Raw genomic sequence first — 19517 nt, 5'->3', positions numbered from 1 at the left:
GAACCGTCCGGACGGCTCGGGACGGCTCCGCATGTTCATCTCCCGGTCTGGAGGGACCGTTGAGCACTCTTGAACATCGTTACCGCCGGCTGCTGCGCTGGTATCCGGCCGACCACCGGGACCGCCACGAGGACGAGATGCTCGGCGTCCTGCTGGCGACCGCCGGGCCGGACCGGGAGCGGCCGACCGCGCGCGAGTCCGCCGACCTGATCGCCGGCGGCCTGACCGTCCGGCTGCGGAGGCTGCCGCGCGCGTTGCGCGGCCCCGAGTGGCGCGAGGGGAGGCGCTGGCCGCGACGTTCGCGTCGCTGATCCTTCTCGGCGCGTGCGTGCGCTACGCGGTCTCGGCCGCCGTGGCCGCGTACGAGACGCAGGGGGCCGGCATCGCGCCCGAGACCCTGTACGCGACCGCGCCGCTCTGGGCGGGCTGGGCCGCCGTCGCGGTGCTGGCGCTGCGCGGGGCGCGGACCGTCGCGTCCGCCGGAGTCGTGGCGGTGGCGGTGGTGACGCTCGCCGTGTACCCCGCGCTCGACCCGTCCAGCCTCAGCGCCGAGGGGAACGCCTCCGTCCCCATCCTGCTCGGGGCGGTCATCGTCGCGGGACTCCTCGGCTCGCGCGGGACGCCCGTCGGCCCCCGGCTCCTCGCCCGCCGCACGTTCGCGATCGCGCTCTGCGCCGCCGTCGGGCTCGGCGTGGTGGCGGTCGCGCACGCCTTCACCTGGTTCTACCTCCCCGAGGAGGCACTGAAGGACGCGTACCTCGGCCCGGCGCTGGGGGGCGCGGACGCGCTGGCCCCGATCGTGGTGGCGCTGGCGGGAGGCATGTGGCTCGCCCGCACGCCCGCCGGACGGCGCGCGGCGCCGCTGCTGGCGGTCCCGCTGCTGCCGGCCGCGCTCGGGCCCGGCTACGTCGCGTACAGCAGCGTGTTCGGCGCGGTGATCATGGCGATCGTGACGGTGCCCTCGCTGCTGGCGTTCCTGGTGGCGGGCACGCGGAAGGCGGTGCGCGGGGCCCGCGCCGCGCGGTGAGAGGTGACGGTCATCTGCCCGGCCGGGGACCCTGGCTCGACGGGCCGGACCTGTACCGTTGACGCACGACGGCCCGCCGGGGTCGGCTCCACGGAGGGAAGCTCCGCGATGCCCCGCCGCAGCACGGTCAACGGTACGGCCGGCCGGTTCACCGCGACGACGCGGATACGGCTCGAGTTCGCGCAGAAGGCGTTCATCGTCGACGAGGGCAGGCTGCTCCTGGTCCGCAAGTCGGCGTCCGACCCGTTCCACCCGGGGCGGTGGGAGGTGCCCGGCGGGCGGCTGGAGGTCGCGGCCGACCTCGGGCTCGACGACCACATCCGGCGGGAGGTGTGGGAGGAGGTCGGCCTGAAGGTCGAACCCGGCCCGCCGTTCCACATCTGGCAGTGGTTCATGCGCGACCGCGACCGCGCGGACGACGCGACGGCGCAGGTCCGGGTCGTCGCGGCGGCGCGGCGGTGCCGCCCGATGAGCCTGGACGTCAGCCTCGACCACCAGACCGAGAGCGACCACCTGGCCGAGAGCGCGTGGGTGCCGCTGGCCGAGGTCGGCCGGTACGAGCTGATCCCGGACCTGCGGCCGGTCATGCGGGCGTTCCAGCGGTTGCGGCCTGCCGGCGGCTGAGGGTGGGCATCGCCGCGTCCGCCCGTTCGCCGGTGCAGTGGCCCGGCCTGGACGGCGCCGCCGAGCGCCGCTTCTCCCTGGTCGTGCTCGGGGACGTGCGGATCGAGGTGCGCGCGTCGCTGTCCACCGTGCGGTTCACCGACCTGACCTCGGACCGGCTCGCGTACGCCCCGGCGCGCGCGGTCGTCTCGGGCACGGCCGTCAACCTGGCCCGCCGCGCGACCGGCTACTTCCGCCGCGTCGCGGTGCTCGGCAAGGTCGGCGACGACGACTTCACGCCCGTGATCCGGCGCGAGCTGCGGCGGCTCGGCGTGCACGACCTGCTCGGCGTCGAGCACGGCATGCCGAACGGGGTGGCGGTGATGCTGCGGGACAGGCCGGACGGCGACGGCCGGGGCGTGCGGCTGCTGATCGCCGAGGAGGACGCCCCCGACCGGCGGCTCGCCGAGGCCGACGTGCGGCGCGCGGCGCCCGGGATCCGGCGCGCGGACGCGCTGTTCACCGACGGGTACGCGCTGCTGGCCCCCGTCTCGCGGGGCGCCCTCCACGCGGCGGCGCGGACGGCGCGCGAGGCGGGCACCGCCGTGGTGTTCGACCTGGTGCCGCACGACATCGACGCGCGCCTGCCTCTGGTGGACGTGCTGCCGCTGCTGTCCCTGGCCGATGTGGTGATCTCGGAGGCGCCGACGCTGGCCCGGCTGCTCGGACGGCCCGCGCCCGTGGGCGGCGCGGAGATGCGGGAGCTGCTGCCCGCGCTCGACCGGGCCGTCCCCGGACGGCCGCTGTGGCTGCTGCGCTTCGGCGCCAGCTCGCTCGAACGCGTCCTGGCGCACCAGCGTGAACGGCTGCTGATGGAGTACGCGAGCGGCTATGGCGAGGGTGTGGAGCGCACGGGCTTCGGCGACCGGCTGGCGGCGGGCGAGCTCTACTGGTGGCTGTCGTCCCGCTGAACCTCGTCCACCGCTGAACGCAGCGCGGCGAGCGTGCGCAGGAACCGTGCCCGGCTGTCGGGCAGGCCGAACAGTTCCTGCCAGCGCCACACCGGTCGTTCCTGGCCGGCCTCGTTTCCGGGACGGTTCGTGCGTTCATCGTCGTTGCGCGGTCCGGTTCCCGGCGCAGCGGGGTGTACGAAGCCGTCGCGGGGAGGCTGCGCGGTCGCGTCGAGCGCCGCGAGGACGGCCCACCGCAGGAACTGGCTCGGAACGGTGTCGCCCGGATGGACGGTGAGACAGTCGTCCTGATCCAGGAGCAGGTAGGACCGGCCGCTGAGGACACGGTCCCGTACCGCGCCGTGCCCAGCGGGCTTGCCCGGGAGGCCGCGGTCTTCGACGACCTGGCGGATCGCGAGCCTGCCCGGGAGGAAGTGCCAGTGCGCGTGGTCGATGCACGCGCCCCCGCCCTGCGACCTGCCCGGACCGTGCTCGAAGACGACCAGCTCTCCGCTGCCGTACGCGGCGCGGTAGAGGCGGGCGACGCGCTCGCGCCACGCCCGCGCACGGGTCCACAGGCGGGGGGAGAACGTCCCGGCGGACTGGTGGTGCCGGGCCGTGACCAGCAGAACGTGCCCGTCGAGCAGGGGCGCGACGTCCGGCGTGAGCAGGAAGTCTCCGTCGGCGTCGAGGACGGCGTCGGCCCCCGGCAGGCCCGCCATCTCGTTGAAGCGGAAGCGCAGCGGCGGGCACAGCACGCACTCCCCCGCGGCGTCGTCCCCTGCCAGTGGCTCGGCCAACGCGTCCTCCAGGGTCACGGGTCGCACGAGCGGTCATCACCCAGCGTGCCCGCTCGCCTGCCTCGTTGATCGGTACGGCGAGCGCCACAGCGCTGGAACCGGAGGGGTACAAAGCCTGCCCTGACGGGAATACTGACGGGGAGAAGGCGGAACAGTGAACCAGAACCCCCGAATCCCCTCAACGGCGCGAGGCGCCCACTCCGTACCCATGACGACTCCGATCATCGACCTCGCCGCACTCGACCGCAGACTGAACGAGTCGCTGGACGTGCTGCGCGACACATACGCCCCCGACCAGGGCTCCGGCGGCGGCTGGTACCACGAGCTGAGCAGACCGGAGCCCGGCGCGACCGCGACGGCCCTCGGCCTGCTGGCGTTCGTGGAGGCCGGCCGGCCGTTCGAGCACCTCGACGAGGGGCTGGCGTTCCTCGCCAGACGCCAGTCCGAGTCCGGCGACCCGCTGCGCGACGGCGGCTGGGCGACCAAGACCAGCCTCGGGATGCCGGTCGTGGAGGCCACCGCGTGGATCGCGCGGTTCCTCGCCCGCGCGCGCTGCGACCTGCGCGACGACGCCCCGGACCTGCGCCGCGCCTACCACTGGCTGCTGCGCAACCAGAACCCCGACGGCGGCTGGGGGTCGCTGCGCGGCAGCCCGTCGCGGGTGTGGCTGACCTGCCTGGCGCTGCGGGCGCTCGCGGCGATCAACCCGTACGACCCGGCGGTGGACCGGGGCGTGGAGTGGCTGACGTCCGACCGCACCGCCGTGCGGCCCGCGTGGGGGCCGACCCCGACGGCCGGCCCGACGGTCACGCACACCGCGTTCGCGCTGGTCACGCTCGCCGAGGCGCGGCCCGCGCTGCGCACCGAACGGCTCATGGCCGCCTACGACTGGCTGGGCGCGAACCTCGACCCCGACGACGAGCACATCTGGATCGAGACCTACGACGTGTCGCCGCACGGCTCGGCGTCCAAGCCGGTGTGGCGGCTCGCGCTGTGGCACTACGGGCTGCCGATGGCGCTGTCGGCGCTGCTGCGCGACCCGCGCGGGCCGACCGGTCCGCTCGTCGCGCGGGCGTTCCGCACGCTGGTGCGCGGCGAGGTGACCGGCCCGCGCTGGACCGGCTACCCGGGCAGCGGGCGCTCGTCGCTGTGGACGCTGTGGTGGCGGCTGGAGACGCTGATCGACCTGTCGCGCGTGCCGCTGGCCGCGACCGGCGACGTCCTGCACTGGCTGCCGGACGCGACGGTCGTGCAGCGCGCGCACGCGCGGGAGCTGCCCCTGGCCGCGCTGCTCCCCCACCGCCGCCGCTTGCAGCCGATGACGCACGTCCGCCGGCACTGGTCGGCGGTGCTGCTCACCCTCGTCGGCGCGGCGAGCCTCGTGGGCGTCGCGGGCGGCGTGTGGGGATGGCGCGACTTCTGGCTGAGCGTCATCCTCCCGATCATGCTGACCGCGGTGGACGAGTCCGTGAAGCGCCGCAGATCCCCGGCCGATCCCCCGATCCGGCCCCGGCGCCCGCTCCCGCGCCCGCACCGCTCGACATGCCGAACGTCCGCTGAGCGCCGCACCCGGACCGGCCCCGCGGACGCGCCGGTCCGCGGGCGGGCGGCGGGTCAGGTGGCGGAGCGGCGGGCCAGTTCGGCTTCGCCCGCCGCGCGCATGGCGTCCACGGGGACGTCGTCGCGGCCGGTCATCAGGGCGACCTGGCGGACGGCCTGGTGCAGGAGCATGTCGAAGCCGCCGACGACGGTTCCGCCCGCCGCGGCGACGGCGGCGGCGAGCGCGGTCGGCCACGGCGCGTACACCACGTCGAACAGCGCGGCCCCGGAGGCGGCGACCGGCTCGGCGTACGCGTCGGCGGAACGGCCCGGCAGCGTCGAGACCACCAGGGCCGCCGGGAGCAGGGCCGGGAGCCGGTCGAGGCGTTCGACGCGGACGTCCAGCCCGAACCGGCCGCCGACCTCGGCGGCGTCCGCCGCGCGCTCGGGGGCGCGGACGGCGAGGACCGCCTCGTCCAGCCCGAGCCGGGCGAGCGCCGCCAGCGCGGACGCCGCGGTCGCGCCGCCGCCCAGCACCACCGCCGACGCGGGCGCGCCGAGCCCCGCCTCCGACAGCGCGGTCACGATGCCGTGCACGTCGGTGTTGTCGCCGAGGCGGCGGCCGCCGCGCAGGACGACCGTGTTGGCGCCGCCGACCTTGACCGCGAGGTCCGACACCTCGTCCACCAGCTTCAGCGCGACCCGCTTCAGCGGCATCGTCAGCGACAGGCCCGCCCACTCGGGGCCGAGGCCGTCGAGGACGCCCGCCAGGCCGTCCTCGCCGCACTCGACCGCCTCGTACGTCCAGCCCTCCAGGCCCATCGCCGCGTACGCCGCCCGGTGCAGCACCGGGGACAGCGAATGCGCGATCGGTGAGCCGAGGACGGCCGCCCTGCGGGCCGTCAGTTCCCCGGGTGCTCTTGCTGCCATTGCTCGAACTTCTTCTTCAGCCTCTCGAATTCCGCCGGGTCGTCGGTGAACTCGGTGATCTTCTTGGACGGGTTGGTCGCGATGAAGTACAGCCACGAGCCGGAATCCGGCTTCACCGCCGCCTCGATCGCCTCGGGCCCCGGGTTGGAGATGGGGCCCGGCGGGAGCCCGTCGTGCAGGTAGGTGTTGTAGGGCGACTGGGTCTTCAGGTCGTTGTGGGTGACCGTCAGGGTGCGCCGGTTGAGCGCGTACAGCACGGTCGTGTCGAACTGGAGCCTCATGTGGCGGCTCAGCCGGTTGCGGATCACGCGCGAGATCTTCGGGAAGTCGGACGCCCGCCCGCCCTCGGCCTGGATCAGGCTGGCCATGGTGACCAGCGTCGCCGGGCTCATGCCCGCCTGCTCGGCCTTGGTCTCCAGATCGACCTGCTCGGCCTCCTTGGTGAACCGCTCGACCATCTGCTTGAGGATCTGCTTGGCCGAGCCGTTCGGGTCCAGGTCGTAGCGGCCCGGGTACAGGTAGCCCTCGACCTTGCCCTTCGCGTACGACGGCAGGCCGAAGTCCTGCGGCCTGGCCGCCGCCTTCTGGAAGTCGCGCAGGGGTATGCCGGTCTTCTTCGCGATGAGCCGGTAGACCTCCACGGCCCGCATGCCCTCGAACACCGTGATCTGGTTGCCCGCGCGCGATTTCGGGTCGAGCAGCAGCGCCATCGCCGCCTTGGACGACATCTTCAGCCGCATCCGGTAGAAGCCCGGCTGGATGCCGCTCGCCCGGGTCTCCTTGCCGTACACCTTCAGGAACGCCCGGCTGCTCTTGACGACGCGGTGCTGCTGGAGCGTCACGGCGATCACCGAGCCGCTGTCGCCGTCCTTGATCTGGACGGTCACGTTCCCGCCGCCCTGCCCGGAGTAGTCGGGCGGGTGCATCCGGTTGTCGAGCCAGGCGTAGCCGAGCACGCCGCCGGTGCCGAACACCGCCACGACGAACGCCAGCGCGAACAGCGCGGCGGCGCGGCCGTTGCGGCGGCGCCGCTTCTGCCGCCTGCGGGTACGGCGGCGCTCCCGGCGGCCGGGCGGCTCGTCGTGGTACGGCTGCTGCTGAGCGCCCTCGCCGTACGGGTCCGAGAACAGGTTCAAGTCGTTCATGCGCTTCCCCGGACGATCTCGCCTGAGGGACGCCCCGTCAACCGTTCGCCGTCCAGCGCCGCCTGGAGCAGGACGGCCGCCGCGGCCTGATCGACGACCTGGCGCCGGGCCCGGCCGTGGACTCCGCCGGCGCGCAGCCCGCTCTCCGCCGTGACGGTGGTGAGCCGCTCGTCGTACAGCCGGACCGTCTCCGGGGAGAGCCGGCCCGCCAGCCTGCGCGCGAACGCGCGGGCCTTGCCCGCCGCCGGGCCCTCGCGGCCCGACAGCGACGTCGGCAGCCCGACGACCACCTCGATCGCCTCGTGCTCGGCGACGAGCGCGACGAGGCGGTCGATGTCCCCCTTGCCGCTCCTGACGGTCTCCAGGGGTGAGGCGAGGACGCCGCCGGGGTCGCAGCGGGCCACGCCGATCCGCACGCTGCCCACGTCGACCCCGAGCCGGACGCCCTGCCTCATCGCACCGCTCCGGACGGCCGGAACGGGCACGGCGCGGGTCTCAGGCCCGCCGGGTGGTTCACGCGGCCCCTACTGCTCGTTCGACCGCGGCCAGCGCGTCGCCGAGGGCCCCGGCGTTCGCGCCCCCGCCCTGGGCGAGGTCGTCCTTGCCGCCGCCGCCCCCGCCGAGCGCCTTGGCGGCGAGGCCGACCAGTGCGCCGGCCTTCAGGCCGCGCTCGCGGGCGCCCTCGGTGACCGCGACGACCACGACGGGCCGGTCCTTCGGCACGCCCGCGACCATCACCACGGCGGGCCGCGACGTCAGCCGCCCGCGCACGTCGACCGCGAGCTTGCGCAGGTCGTCGGCGCCGGTGCCGTCGGGCGCGCGGTGCCCGACGAACGCGACGCCGTTGACGTCGCGGGCGCCGTCGGCGAGCGAACCGGCGACGGCGAGGATCTGCTGCGAACGGAGCCGGTCGAGCTCCTTCTCCGCGTCGCGGAGCCGGGTGACCACGCCGGAGATCCGTTCGGGCAGCTCCTCCTTGCGGACCTTCATCTGCTCGGCGAGCTGGGAGACCAGCACGTTCTCGCGGGCCAAGAACCGGAACGCGTCGATGCCGACGAGGGCCTCGACGCGGCGGACCCCGGCGCCGATGGACGACTCGCCCAGCACCTTGATCAGGCCGAGCTGCCCGGAGCGCGCGACGTGCGTGCCGCCGCACAGCTCGCGGGAGTAGTCGCCGACCTCGACGACCCGCACCTCGTCGCCGTACTTCTCGCCGAACAGGGCCAGCGCGCCCATCGCGCGGGCCTCGTCGATCGAGGTGTGGAACGCCCGCACGTCCAGGTCGTTGATCAGCACGTCGTTGACCTCGTCCTCGACGTCGCGCAGCACGCTGACCGGCACCGCGCCCGACGCGGTGAAGTCGAAGCGGAACCGGCCCGGCGAGTTCTCCGACCCGGCCTGCGCCGCGCCCTCGCCGAGCGCGCGCCGGAACCCGGCGTGCACCATGTGCGTCGCGGTGTGCGAGCGGGAGATCGCGCGCCGCCGGTCGACGTCGATCTCGGCGTACGCGGTGTCGCCCACCTGCGCCTCGCCGCTGCGGACCCGCCCGCGGTGCACGATCAGCCCGGCGAGCGGCGACTGCACGTCGTCCACCTCGATCACCGCGCCGCTGCCGAGCCGGATCAGGCCCTGGTCGGCGAGCTGGCCGCCGCCCTCGGCGTAGAACGGGGTGCGGTCGAGGACGACCTCGACCTCCGCGCCCTCCCCGGCGGCCTGCACGCTGGCGCCGCCGACGAGCAGCCCGGCGAGGCGCGCCTCGCCGAGGACGTCCTTGTAGCCGATGAACTCGACCCGGCCGTCGGCGCGGCCCAGCATCTCGTCCAGCACCGACACGTCGAGGTTGCCGGTCTTCTTCTCCCGCGCGTCGCGCTTGGCGCGGTCGCGCTGCTCGGCCATCAGCCGCCGGAAGCCCGCCTCGTCCACCTCCAGGCCCGCCTCCGACGCCATCTCCAGCGTCAGGTCGATCGGGAACCCGTAGGTGTCGTGCAGCTTGAACGCCTGGTCGCCCGGCAGCGCGGAGCCGCCGGAGCGCCGGGTCTCGGCGACCGCCGTGTCGAAGATCGCGGTGCCGGTGCGCAGCGTCTGGAGGAACGACTCCTCCTCCGCGTCGATCACCGCGTGGATGCTGTCGGCCGTGCGGATCAGCTCGGGGTACTGCTCGCCCATCGCCCGCACCGCGACCGACGTCAGCTCGTGCATCAGCCCGGCCTCCTCGCCGCCGAGCAGCCGCAGGTTGCGGATGGAGCGGCGCAGGATGCGGCGCAGCACGTAGCCGCGGCCCTCGTTGCCGGGACGGATCCCGTCGGCGACCATCATCGTGCCGGAGCGGACGTGGTCGGCGACGACGCGCAGCGACACGTCGTCGCGCTGGTCGCGGCCGTAGCCCGTGCCGGTCAGGCCGGCGGCGCGGTCGAGGACCTTCCACAGGGTGTCGGTCTCGTAGATGTTGTCGACGCCCTGGAGGATCGCCGCCATGCGCTCCAGGCCCATGCCGGTGTCGATGTTCTTGGACGGCAGGTCGCCGAGGATCGGGAAGTCGTCCTTGCCCTCCCCCGGGCCGCGCTCGAACTGCATGAACACGAGGTTCCACACTTCGAGGTAGCGGTCCTCGTCGGCGACCGGGCCGCCCTCGCGCCCGTACTCGGGGCCCCGGTCGTAGTAGATCTCCGAGCAGGGCCCGCACGGGCCGGGGACGCCCATCGACCAGAAGTTGTCCTCCATGCCGCGCCGCTGGATGCGGTCGAGGGGGACGCCGACCTTCTTGTGCCAGATGTCCTGGGCCTCGTCGTCGTCGGTGTAGACGGTGGCCCAGAGCCTCTCCTCGGGGAACCCGAACCCGCCGTCGGCCTCGGACCGCGTCAGCAGGTCCCAGGCGAACGGGATCGCCTGCTCCTTGAAGTAGTCGCCGATGGAGAAGTTGCCCAGCATCTGGAAGAACGTGGCGTGCCGGGTGGTCTTGCCGACCTCCTCGATGTCGGGCGTCCGCACGCACTTCTGGGCGCTGGTCATCCGCTGCGACGGCGGCGTGCGCTGGCCGAGGAAGTACGGCTTGAACGGGACCATGCCCGCGTTCACCAGCAGCAGGGTCGGGTCCTCGGCGATCAGGCTGGCCGAGGGCACCACGGTGTGCCCGCGCTCTTCGTAGAACTTGAGGAAGCGGCGTGCGACCTCTGCCGACTCCATGATCAGTGGCCATCCTTGTCGTCGTCGATGATCGTGTAACGCGCTCTGAGGACCCGGCGGCGCGCGGGGCCCTCGGTCTCGGGGGAGCCTGGTCCATCGCGACGGCCTCGCGCAGCTCCTCTTCGCGGGCCCGCATCTCGGTACGGACGTCGTCCGCGAAAAGCCTCAACCGCTGCCCGGCGCCCTGCCCCGCGTCGACCGCGCGGGCGGCGACGCCCTCGGGCGACCAGGTGCGCGCGAACCGTTCGACCTTGCGCTTGACGCGGTGCGTCGCGTAGACGCCCGCGCCCGCTCCCAGCGAGAGCCAGAACAGCCGCTTCACGCCGCCTCGCCCCGCCCGCCGCGTACGGGCGCGCCGCGCATCAGCGGCGCCCCTTGCCGGAGGAGCGCGCGGGAAGCTGCGGGCGGCCCTCGCCGCCGCGCTCCTCGCCGTCGCGGTGCAGGGCCTTGCGGACCCCGTAGGAGAACGCGGCGGCCTTCACGAGCGGACCGCCGACCACGGAGGTCATCACGGTGGTGACCGCCGAGACGTTCTGGGTGACCCCGGCGACCTGCTTGGTGATCATGTCGGTGCGGCCGAGCTGCTCGTTGGCGCGCCGGACGGTGCGGGTCATGTCCTCCATCAGCGGGCCCGCCTGGTCGCCGATGTCGGCGACCAGCCGTCCCGCGTCGCGGAGGAGGCGGGCGAGTTTGAGCAGGGTGAAAGCGAGGAAGGACACCAGGACCGCCCAGAACACGGCCACGATGAGACCTGCTAGCTGTCCACCTGTGAGCATCAGGGCTTCCGTTCGCTGTGGGTTCGGCTCGGGCCGGATTCGGTCAGACAGACCCTACCGTGGGCGGAGGTCCCGGCCGTGCCGGGCCGAAACACCCCGTCCGGGCCGGCCGCGGGCCCGCCGCGCACCGGCGTGCGGCCCGCCGCCCGGCACGCGGGTCCTGCGGGCAGGCTACCGGGCGCGGGCCCGGATCGGCGGGATCACCGGCCCGGCCCGTCGCCGCCCTTGGCTCCCTTGCCTCCCTCACCCCGCAGAACGGAGCGGATGCGCGCCAGGACCTCGGTGAAGCGCGCCTCGGCGCCGTGCCGCGTCGGCCGGTAGTACTCGCGGCCGTCGACGGCGTCGGGGGCGTACTGCTGGCGGACGACCCCGCCGGGGTGGTTGTGGGCGTAGCGGTAGCCCTTGCCGTGCCCGACCTTGGCCGCGCCCTTGTAGTGCGCGTCGCGCAGGTGCCCCGGGACGGGGCCGGCGAGGCCCTTGCGGACGTCGCCGAGCGCCTCGTCCACCGCCGTGATCACCGCGTTGGACTTGGGCGCGAGGGACAGGTGGATCACCGCCTGCGCGAGGTTGATGCGCGCCTCGGGCAGCCCCACGAACTCGACGGCCTGCGCGGCGGCGATCGCGGTCTGGAGCGCGGTCGGGTCGGCCATGCCGACGTCCTCGCTGGCGTGCACGATGAGCCGCCGGGCGACGAACCTCGGGTCCTCGCCGGCCTCGATCATGCGGGCGAGGTAGTGCAGCGCCGCGTCCACGTCGCTGCCGCGGATGCTCTTGATGAACGCGCTGATGACGTCGTAGTGCTGGTCGCCCTCGCGGTCGTAGCGGACGGCGGCCCGGTCGACGGCGCGTTCGAGCACGTCGGCGTCTATCGGGCGGCCCTCCTCCACGACGAGCGCGGCGGCCTCCAGGTAGGTCAGCGTGCGGCGCGCGTCGCCGCCCGCGAGCCTGATCAGGTGGTCCTCGGCGGCGGGGTCGAGCTCGTGCGCCCCGGCGAGGCCCCGCTCGTCGGCGAGGGCCCGGCGGACGACCTCGCGCAGGTCGTCCTCGCCGAGCGGTTCGAGGGTGAGCAGGAGCGAGCGCGACAGCAGCGGGCTGATCACGGAGAAGAACGGGTTCTCGGTGGTGGCGCCGATGAACGAGACCCAGCGGTTCTCGACGGCGGGGAGCAGCGCGTCCTGCTGGGCCTTGTTGAACCGGTGCACCTCGTCGACGAACAGCACCGTCTGGCGCCCGGACATGCCGAGCTCGCGGCGGGCCAGGTCGATCTCGGCGCGGACCCGCTTCACCCCGTCGCTGACGGCGGAGATCTCCACGAAGCGGCGGCTGGTCGCGTGGCTGACGACCGTGGCCAGGGTGGTCTTCCCCGTGCCGGGCGGCCCCCACAGCACCAGGGACATGGGGACGTCGCGGTCGACGAGCTGCCGGATCGGCGTGCCCGGCCCGAGCAGGTGCGCCTGCCCGACCACCTCGTCCAGCCCGCGCGGCCTCATCCGCACGGCCAGCGGCTGCTCGGCGCCTCCCCCGCCCCCGGCGGGGACGCGTAGGGCGCGGCGGACGCGGCGGGCGCGCCCGGCGCGGGCTCGTCGGCGGCCGGGTCGTCGAAAAGCCCCTCCGCGAGGCCCGGTTCACCCCTCTTGGTCACTCTCCGACACTATCTCGCCGTGCGGACATTCCCGGCCGTCCGCCGTCGCACCCCGCGCCATCGCGGTCGCCGCCGTCGCGCCCCGCGCCATCGCGGTCGTCGCCGTCGCGGCCCGTGCCGCCATGGCCCGTGCCGTCGCGGCCCGCGCGGTCATGGACCGCGCGGTCATGGACCGCGCCGTCGCAGGCCGCGCCGTCATGGCCCGCGCCGTCATGGCCCGCGCCGTCAAGGGCCGCGCCGTCGCGCCCCGCGCCGTCATGGGCCGCGCCGTCATGGGCCGCGCCGTCATGGCCCGCGCCGTCATGGCCCGCGCCGTCGCGGCCCTCGCCGTCGCGGTGGGCGGGGAGGTGGGCGGTGGCGGCGACGCATCCGAGGACGATCGCGGCGCCGACCGCGCCGTCCAGCCAGTAGTGGTTGGCGGTCAGGACGACCACCAGGAGCGTGACCACCGGGTGGAGGACGATCAGGTGCCGCCACCGGCCGCGCCCGTAGCGGACCACGCCCCACGCGACCATCAGCGCCCAGCCGACGTGCAGGGACGGCATCGCGGCGAACTGGTTGCTCATGCCCTGGCCCGGCTCGTTGGCGTACGCGCTCGGGCCGTACACGGTCATCAGGTCGACGAGGCCGTGCCCGGAGAGCATCCGGGGCGGGGCGAGCGGGTACAGGAAGTGCACCAGCAGCGCGACGGCGGCGGAGCCGACGACGATCGCGCGCACGCGCGGCCAGGCCCGGCGGCGCAGGAACCACACCCACGCCATGAACAGCACGCTGGCCGGGAAATGGACGCGGACGTAGTACTCGTTGGCGATCCGGACCCAGCGGTCCCAGCCGAGGGCCCAGCGCTGGAAGGACGACTCGTCGGGCAGGCCGAGCGTCCTTTCGAGGTCCCAGAGCCGGCGCGCGTTGCCGAACGCCTCGTCCGGGCGGCCGTCCGCGAGGTGCCGCCCGTACCCGTACAGGCCGAGCAGCGTCGCCATGAGGGCGACCTGGAGCCCGGCCGAGGCCAGCAGGGCGAGGAGTCTCCGGCCGGTCCACGGCATCGCCCCCGAATCCGCCGAACGCCGCATGCCTTCCATCTTCGGGGCTCCGGAGCCGGACGCCCTCGTACGTCCGAAGGGTCCTGGAATCCCCCTCAGGTCCCAGGCGGGCCCGCCCTTCCGGCGGCGCGGGAACCCTGCCCGGCCCTGCGGCGTTGGTAAGGCCCGGAAGCGGAAATCTGGAGCGTGACGGTGACCGGGACGACCTGGCGTCGGCGCCATGGGCAGGCCGGCCTGCTCGTGGCGCTGCTCGTCGTGGCCGGGCTCGTCTTCAGCTACGGGCTGGGCCACGCCCCGCCCATGCGGATCTGCACCGAGCACGACCTCGGCGGCCCGTCCGCGATCGCCGCGTCGGCGCCGGAGCGGACCCATGAGGTCCCCCGCACGTCCCCGGACGCGACCGCCTCGGCCCTCGCCGCTGTGCCCGCCCCGGCGCCCGCCTCGCAGCCGTCCGCTCCGTACGCGTCGCCGACCGTTCCGATGAAGGCGCCGCCGCTCAGCCCGCTGGACGCCTGCCTGTGCCTGGCCGTCCTGCTGACGTTCCTCGTCCTCGCCCTCGCGTCCTCCCCGGGGCGTTCGCGGCTCCGGCTGGCCGCGCGGAACGGCTGGACGCTCGCGCCGCCGCCCGCCGGCGTGCCCTCCCCGCCGTCCCTCTCCTCTCTCCAGGTGCTCCGGCTGTGATGACGCGGCCGTAAAGGCCCACGTCCCGTCACAACCCGGCTCAGCATCCCTGAGAGGAATACACGCATGTCCAAGAGCGCCCGCAACGCGCGCGCCGGGAAAGCCCGGCCCAACGCCCTCACCGAACGGCAGGTGCCGTGGGGAGGCATCGCCTTCTTCGCCGTGATCGGCGTGGTGGCGATCGTCGCGATCTCGTACGCCTTCCTCCAGACCCGGCCGTCGTCGGCGTCCGGGTCCGGTTCCGGCTCGGCGGACATCGCCGGGCTGGTCGAGAAGAACGGCCTGAGCCGCGACCACACGACCGGCCCGGTCAAGTACGACACCAGCCCGCCGATGGGCGGCGCCCACGACCCGATGTGGCAGAACTGCGACGCCCGCGTCTACGACCGGCAGCTCCGCAACGAGAACGCCGTCCACTCCCTGGAGCACGGGGCCGTCTGGGTCGCGTACCGCCCCGACCTGCCCGCCGCGCAGGTGAAGGCCCTGAAGGACAAGGTGTCCGCGACCGACTACTCGCTGATGAGCCCCTACCCGGGCCTCGACGCGCCCGTCGTCCTCACCGCCTGGGGCAAGCAGCTCAAGCTCCAGAACGCGTCCGACCAGCGGGTGGACGCGTTCCTGCGGGCGTTCGTGAAGGGCCCGCAGACGCAGGAGCCCGGCGCGGCCTGCGACGGGGCCAAGGACACCCCGTGACCGTCCAGGAGGGCTCTGAGGACCCGGGAGCCGTCCGCGAGGAGCCCGTGGACCCTCCGTCCCTTCCGCGCGCGCGGAAGGGACGGAGGGCGACCGTCATCGTGGCGGTGGCCGTCCTGCTCGTCGCCGCCGTTCTCGCGGGCAGGTCGGCGCTCGGGTCCGGTCCGCCGGGGAACGAGAGCGCCGAGGCGGGTTTCGCGCGGGACATGAGCGCGCACCACGCGCAGGCGGTACGGATGTCGTTCATCGTCCGGGACCGGACGCGGGACCCGGCGACCAGGCTGCTGGCGTACGACATCATCACCACGCAGTCGGCCCAGATCGGCATGATGACCGCCTGGCTGGACGAGTGGGACGTGCCGAAGACCGACCCCGGCGGCCCGATGCGCTGGATGGCGGGGCACCCCGGGCACGGCGCGGCGTCCGCGTCCGCACCCTCCCCCGCGCCGGACGGCGACGGGGCGCGGATGCCGGGGATGGCCACGCGGGAGCAGCTCGCCGGGCTGGAGCGCGCCTCGGGGCGTTCCGCCGAGGTGATGTTCCTGCGGCTGATGATCGCCCACCACCGGGGCGGCGTGGCCATGGCCGAGGCGGTCCTGACCCGTACCGGCCACGCCCGCGTCAGGGCCCTGGCGCGCACCATGGTCACCGGCCAGCGGTCCGAGATCGACCTGATGAACGGCATGCTCAGGGAGCGCGGTTCGGCGGCGGCCTGACGCCCCGTGCCGATCTTCCCCATAACGCTTGACAGGGGAGGCCGATCGCGGGTCACTGACCACCATGGCCAGAAACCTCAGCGGCTACCGGCGGACCCTCGACCTGTTCGAGGGCGTGGTCGGCGGCGTGGCCCCGGACGCCTGGGGCGCGCCGTCGCCCTGCGCGCGGTGGTCCGCCAGGGACGTCGCCGGGCACGTCACCGGCGGCCAGCACATGATCCGCGCGCTGGCCGCCGGCGAGCCCGTCCCGGACGTCAACGCCGACCCGGCCCGCTTCAGCCCCGGCGACGCGCTGCTGGCGTGGCGGACGGCCCGCAAGGAGTGCGCGGCGGCCCTCACCCCCGAGGCGCTGAGGCGGCCCGTCCCGGTCGGGGCGCTGGGAGAGCTGCCGCTGGCCGACTTCCTGGAGGGCTACATCCTGGAGCCGCTCGTGCACGCCTGGGACCTCGCCCGCGCCACCGCCCAGCCCGAACGCCTCGACCCGGACCTCGTGCACCACGCGTTCGCGACGGCCCAACTGGTGGCCGCTCCCTTACGGGCGGCAGGCCACCTGGCCCCGCCGCTCCCCACCCCGCCTGGAGCCGACGAGCAGACCCGCCTCCTGGCCTTCCTGGGACGCCCCGCCTAGAACGGCCGCGGCCCCAGCGCGGCTAGGAGAACTCCGCGAGAGTGCGCTCGGCCTCTTCGAGCCAGGCGCGGCGGGCGCTGAGCGCCTCCTCGGCGTCGCGGACGTCCTTGTCGCGGCCCGCCGTCCGCGCCTTCTCCAGACGCTTCTCGAGCTGCTCGATCGAGTTGCGGAGCTGCGCGACCGTGGCCTCGGCGCGGGCGCGGGCCTCGGGGTTGGTGCGGCGCCACTCCGACTCCTCGGCCGTGCGGACCGCCTCCTCGATCTTGCGGAGCCGTCCCTCCAGCCGGTCGCGCTGGTCGCGCGGCACCATCCCGGCGGCCTCCCAGCGCTCCTGGACGGCGCGCAGCGCCTGCCGGGCCTGGCGGACGTCGCGGACGGGCACCAGCCGCTCGGCCTCGGCGAGGATCTTCTCCTTCTCCTCGGCGTGCACCCGCAGCTCGGCGTCGCGTTCGGCGAACGCGGCGGAGCGGGCGGCGAAGAAGGTGTCCTGCGCGCCCTTGAACCGGGCCCACAGGTCCTCCTCGGCGTCGCGCCCGGCTCGGCCCGCGAGCTTCCAGCGGCGCATCAAGTCGCGGTACGCGGCGGCGGTCTCGCCCCAGTCGGTGGAGCCGGTCATCGTCTCGGCCTCGGCGACCAGGCGCTCCTTCTCGCGCCTGGCCTCCTCGCGCTGGTCGTCCAGCGTCGCGAAGTAGACCTTGCGGCGCTTGGTGAACGCGTTGCGCGCCGACGACAGCCGCTTCCACAGCGCGGTCTCGGTGGGCCGGTCGATGCGGTCGGCGGCCTTCCACTCCTCGACGAGCTGGCGGAGCCGCTCGCCGCCGTTCTTCCAGTGGGTCTCCTCGACCGCGATGCGCTCGGCCTCGGCGACGATGCGCTCCTTGATCTCCCGCGCCTCGTGCCGGGCGTGCTCGCGCCGCGCCTTGACCTCCTCGCGGCGCCGCCCCACCTGCTCGGTGAGGCCGTCGAGCCGCCGGGCGAGCGCGTCGAGGTCGCCGACGGCGTGCGCCTCGGTGACCGCCTCGCGCAGCCGCTGGATGCTCTGCTGGGCCTGCGCGGGCTGGAGGTCGGTGGTGCGGACGCGCTGCTCCAGCAGGCCGATCTCGGTCGCGAGCGAGTCGTACTTGCGCTTGAAGTAGGCCAGGGCCTCGTCCGGCGCCCCGGCCTGCCACGACCCGACGACGCGCTCGCCGTCCGACGTCCTGACGTAGACGGTGCCGTCCTCGTCCACCCGGCCCCAGGGATCGGTCGCGCTGGACACCCTTGCCTCCTGAATCGCAGGCCCGAACGGGATCACACCCACCGGACCCTCCACACCTTAGTATCCCGTTCGCCTATTTCCCGGCGATCGAGACGTCCTGGATCGTGACCTTCTTCTTGGGTTGTCCCGTCCCGTCCTGGCCCGGCTTGTCGATCCCGCCCTTGGCGACCTTGTCGAGATCGTCCAGGCCAGAGGTGATCTTCCCGAAGACGGTGTAGTCCGGGGAGAGCTGCGAGTCGCCGTACACGAGGAAGAACTGGCTGCCGTTCGTGCCGGGACCGGCATTGGCCATCGCGAGGGTGCCCTTGCCGTACTTGGCGCCCTCGGTGTTCTCGTTGGCGAACTGGTACCCCGGGCCGCCGCTGCCGGTGCCCGTCGGGTCGCCGCACTGGAGCATCTTCAGCCCCTCGCTGGCCGACAGGCGGTGGCAGGACGTCTTCTTCCAGAAGTCCTTCTTGGCCAGGAACGCGAACGAGTTGACCGCGCAGGGCGCCTTCGCCCCGTCCAGCTCCAGGCCGATGTCGCCCTGGGACGTCTCGATCGTCGCCTTCACCGGCCCGTTGTAGGCCGGCTTCACCGGCGGGGTCCCGAGGTCCTTCGGCGCCCCGGCCTCGCCCGCCTTCGGGGTGTAGGCGCACTCCCCCGGCTTGGCGGACGGCGTCGCCGCCGCGTCCGGGCCGTCGGCCTTGGACTTGTCGTCCTTGCCGGCGAACACCGCGATCCCGACGCCGGCGGCCGCGATCACCGCGACGCCGACGGCCGACCCGATGACCTTCATACGGCGGGCGCGGGCGGCCTGAGCCTGCCGGCGCTGCTCCTGACGCTCGTAGCGCTGCCGTGCGAGCTGCTTCTTGCGGTCCTTCCCCGCCACGTGCCTGCCCCTCCGCTGTGATCAGGTGAACGTGCAGCGCATAGTAGCGGTACCGGCGAGCCGGGCGTACCGCCCGAGCGCACCCGTTTCCACCGCGCCGACACGGCGATCGGCCTATCTCGTTCGCGGTGGCCACGGCCGCGCCGGTACCCTCGTGACCGGATACCGCCACACCTGCGCGCGGCCGGGGACGGTCCCGGCCGATGGGCGCGAGAGCCGGCGGCCCCGCGGAAACGTTCAGCTACTTCACAGGAACGCCGCCGCGGACAGCCCCGCCTGAGAATGGCCTGAAGGAAGGACGACCGTGCTCGTCGCCGGGTTCCCCGCTGGATCGTTCGAGGCGAACTGCTACGTCGTGGCGCCCGCCGCGGGCGAGGAATGCGTGATCATCGACCCCGGGCAGGACGCCGAGGCGGGCATCGACGAGCTGCTGCGCGAGCATCGCCTGAAGCCCGTCGCGGTGCTCCTCACGCACGGCCACATCGACCACGTGTGGTCGGTCGCCCCGGTCTGCGGCGCCAAGGACGTCCCGGCCTACATCCACCCCGACGACCGCGACCTGCTGACCGATCCGGCCAAGGGGTTCTCCCTGGCGGCGGGGCAGCAGCTCTTCGGCGGGCTGACGCTGTCGGAGCCCGACGACGTCAAGGAGCTGGCGGACGGCGCGGTGCTGGAGCTGGCCGGGCTGTCGTTCACCGTCGACCACGCCCCCGGCCACACCCCCGGGTCGGTGACGTTCCGGACCCCGCCGGACGGGCAGGTCCCCGACGTGATGTTCACCGGCGACCTGCTGTTCAACGGGTCGATCGGCCGCACCGACCTGCCGGGCGGATCGTACGAGGAGATCCTCGCCAGCCTCTCGCGGGTGTGCCTGTCCCGCCCGGACGAGACGGCCGTGCTGCCCGGCCACGGTCCCGAGACGACCATCGGGCACGAGCGGGCCACCAATCCGTTCCTGCTTGAGCTCGTCCCGGGGGGTCCAGGGGGGTCGTCCCCCATGACCAGCACAGACGGCCCCAACAAGGGATTTTGAGC

20 protein-coding genes and 1 pseudogene are annotated in these 19517 nt (G+C 74.1%); 10 read left to right on the top strand and 11 right to left on the bottom strand.

Annotated elements, in window-relative coordinates:
• Positions 1–59: 59 nt before the first annotated feature.
• The 4 genes from GEV43_RS36820 (at position 60) to GEV43_RS36805 (ending at position 2601) form a co-directional block, all read left to right on the top strand.
• Positions 60–311 (top strand): hypothetical protein, encoded by a 252-nt coding sequence (locus GEV43_RS36820; RefSeq protein ID WP_160825357.1) that lies wholly within the window; start codon positions 60–62, stop codon positions 309–311.
• Positions 269–1027 (top strand): hypothetical protein, encoded by a 759-nt coding sequence (locus GEV43_RS36815; protein ID WP_160825356.1) that lies wholly within the window; start codon positions 269–271, stop codon positions 1025–1027. The genes GEV43_RS36820 and GEV43_RS36815 overlap by 43 nt, the downstream gene beginning before the upstream one ends.
• A gap of 108 nt (positions 1028–1135) precedes the next feature.
• Positions 1136–1651 carry an NUDIX domain-containing protein gene (locus GEV43_RS36810; RefSeq protein ID WP_160825355.1) on the top strand — a complete coding sequence of 172 codons (516 nt, stop codon included), beginning with the start codon at positions 1136–1138 and terminating at the stop codon, positions 1649–1651.
• Between the two features lie 2 nt (positions 1652–1653).
• The gene (locus tag GEV43_RS36805; RefSeq protein WP_160825354.1) at positions 1654–2601 is read left to right on the top strand and encodes a PfkB family carbohydrate kinase; all 948 of its coding nucleotides are present in this window, start codon (positions 1654–1656) and stop codon (positions 2599–2601) included.
• Here the strand turns inward: GEV43_RS36805 and GEV43_RS36800 are convergent.
• Complete coding sequence (locus tag GEV43_RS36800) at positions 2577–3407, bottom strand: hypothetical protein (protein ID WP_160825353.1); 831 nt, start codon at positions 3405–3407, stop codon at positions 2577–2579. The two genes, GEV43_RS36805 and GEV43_RS36800, sit on opposite strands and share 25 nt — an antisense overlap.
• Before the next feature lie 181 nt (positions 3408–3588).
• On the opposite strand from GEV43_RS36800, the pseudogene GEV43_RS55470 reads away from it, so the two are divergent.
• Positions 3589–4071: pseudogene (locus tag GEV43_RS55470) on the top strand (prenyltransferase/squalene oxidase repeat-containing protein); the annotation flags it as partial.
• A 923-nt stretch (positions 4072–4994) separates the two neighbouring features.
• On the opposite strand, the gene GEV43_RS36795 reads toward GEV43_RS55470, so the two are convergent.
• From GEV43_RS36795 to GEV43_RS36760, 8 genes are all read right to left on the bottom strand, one after another.
• The gene (locus GEV43_RS36795; protein WP_160826049.1) at positions 4995–5849 is read right to left on the bottom strand and encodes a shikimate dehydrogenase; all 855 of its coding nucleotides are present in this window, start codon (positions 5847–5849) and stop codon (positions 4995–4997) included.
• Positions 5822–6994 (bottom strand): endolytic transglycosylase MltG, encoded by a 1173-nt coding sequence (mltG, locus tag GEV43_RS36790; RefSeq protein ID WP_160825352.1) that lies wholly within the window; start codon positions 6992–6994, stop codon positions 5822–5824. Before mltG ends, GEV43_RS36795 begins: the two co-directional genes overlap by 28 nt.
• Positions 6991–7449: a Holliday junction resolvase RuvX gene (gene ruvX / locus GEV43_RS36785; RefSeq protein ID WP_160825351.1), complete on the bottom strand. Its 459-nt coding sequence runs from the start codon at positions 7447–7449 to the stop codon at positions 6991–6993. Before ruvX ends, mltG begins: the two co-directional genes overlap by 4 nt.
• A gap of 58 nt (positions 7450–7507) precedes the next feature.
• Positions 7508–10177: an alanine--tRNA ligase gene (gene alaS, locus GEV43_RS36780; protein ID WP_160825350.1), complete on the bottom strand. Its 2670-nt coding sequence runs from the start codon at positions 10175–10177 to the stop codon at positions 7508–7510.
• 362 nt (positions 10178–10539) lie between these two features.
• The gene (locus tag GEV43_RS36775) at positions 10540–10953 is read right to left on the bottom strand and encodes a DUF948 domain-containing protein (protein ID WP_160825349.1); all 414 of its coding nucleotides are present in this window, start codon (positions 10951–10953) and stop codon (positions 10540–10542) included.
• Positions 10954–11153: 200 nt separating this feature from the next.
• Complete coding sequence (locus tag GEV43_RS36770) at positions 11154–12443, bottom strand: replication-associated recombination protein A (protein ID WP_160826048.1); 1290 nt, start codon at positions 12441–12443, stop codon at positions 11154–11156.
• Positions 12440–12595 carry a hypothetical protein gene (locus GEV43_RS36765; RefSeq protein WP_160825348.1) on the bottom strand — a complete coding sequence of 52 codons (156 nt, stop codon included), beginning with the start codon at positions 12593–12595 and terminating at the stop codon, positions 12440–12442. Before GEV43_RS36765 ends, GEV43_RS36770 begins: the two co-directional genes overlap by 4 nt.
• The gene (locus GEV43_RS36760) at positions 12592–13665 is read right to left on the bottom strand and encodes a phosphatase PAP2 family protein (RefSeq protein ID WP_160825347.1); all 1074 of its coding nucleotides are present in this window, start codon (positions 13663–13665) and stop codon (positions 12592–12594) included. The genes GEV43_RS36765 and GEV43_RS36760 overlap by 4 nt, the downstream gene beginning before the upstream one ends.
• 162 nt (positions 13666–13827) lie before the next feature.
• Between GEV43_RS36760 and GEV43_RS36755 the strand changes: the two genes are divergently transcribed.
• From GEV43_RS36755 to GEV43_RS36740, 4 genes are all read left to right on the top strand, one after another.
• Entirely contained in the window at positions 13828–14316 is a 489-nt protein-coding gene (locus GEV43_RS36755) for a hypothetical protein (protein WP_160825346.1), read from the top strand.
• Between the two features lie 66 nt (positions 14317–14382).
• Positions 14383–15009, top strand: coding sequence for a DUF3105 domain-containing protein (locus GEV43_RS36750; protein ID WP_160825345.1), 627 nt, complete (start codon positions 14383–14385; stop codon positions 15007–15009).
• Positions 15006–15725, top strand: coding sequence for a DUF305 domain-containing protein (locus GEV43_RS36745; RefSeq protein ID WP_309240129.1), 720 nt, complete (start codon positions 15006–15008; stop codon positions 15723–15725). Before GEV43_RS36750 ends, GEV43_RS36745 begins: the two co-directional genes overlap by 4 nt.
• A gap of 64 nt (positions 15726–15789) precedes the next feature.
• A complete protein-coding gene (locus tag GEV43_RS36740; protein WP_160825344.1) occupies positions 15790–16353 on the top strand; it encodes a TIGR03086 family metal-binding protein in 564 nt (187 codons plus the stop codon).
• A gap of 22 nt (positions 16354–16375) precedes the next feature.
• Here the strand turns inward: GEV43_RS36740 and GEV43_RS36735 are convergent, their stop codons facing one another.
• Entirely contained in the window at positions 16376–17611 is a 1236-nt protein-coding gene (locus tag GEV43_RS36735) for a DUF349 domain-containing protein (protein WP_160825343.1), read from the bottom strand.
• Positions 17612–17684: 73 nt separating this feature from the next.
• Complete coding sequence (locus GEV43_RS36730) at positions 17685–18482, bottom strand: peptidylprolyl isomerase (RefSeq protein ID WP_160825342.1); 798 nt, start codon at positions 18480–18482, stop codon at positions 17685–17687.
• A gap of 304 nt (positions 18483–18786) precedes the next feature.
• On the opposite strand from GEV43_RS36730, the gene GEV43_RS36725 reads away from it, so the two are divergent.
• Positions 18787–19515 (top strand): MBL fold metallo-hydrolase, encoded by a 729-nt coding sequence (locus GEV43_RS36725; RefSeq protein ID WP_160825341.1) that lies wholly within the window; start codon positions 18787–18789, stop codon positions 19513–19515.
• The last annotated feature ends 2 nt before the right edge of the window (positions 19516–19517 follow it).

The organism is Actinomadura sp. J1-007 (assembly GCF_009793335.1).
Classification (GTDB): Bacteria; Actinomycetota; Actinomycetes; order Streptosporangiales; family Streptosporangiaceae; genus Spirillospora; species Spirillospora yumaensis.
Note: the sequence above shows the minus strand (reverse complement) of the source record. Positions and strands in the feature narration are given on the sequence as shown.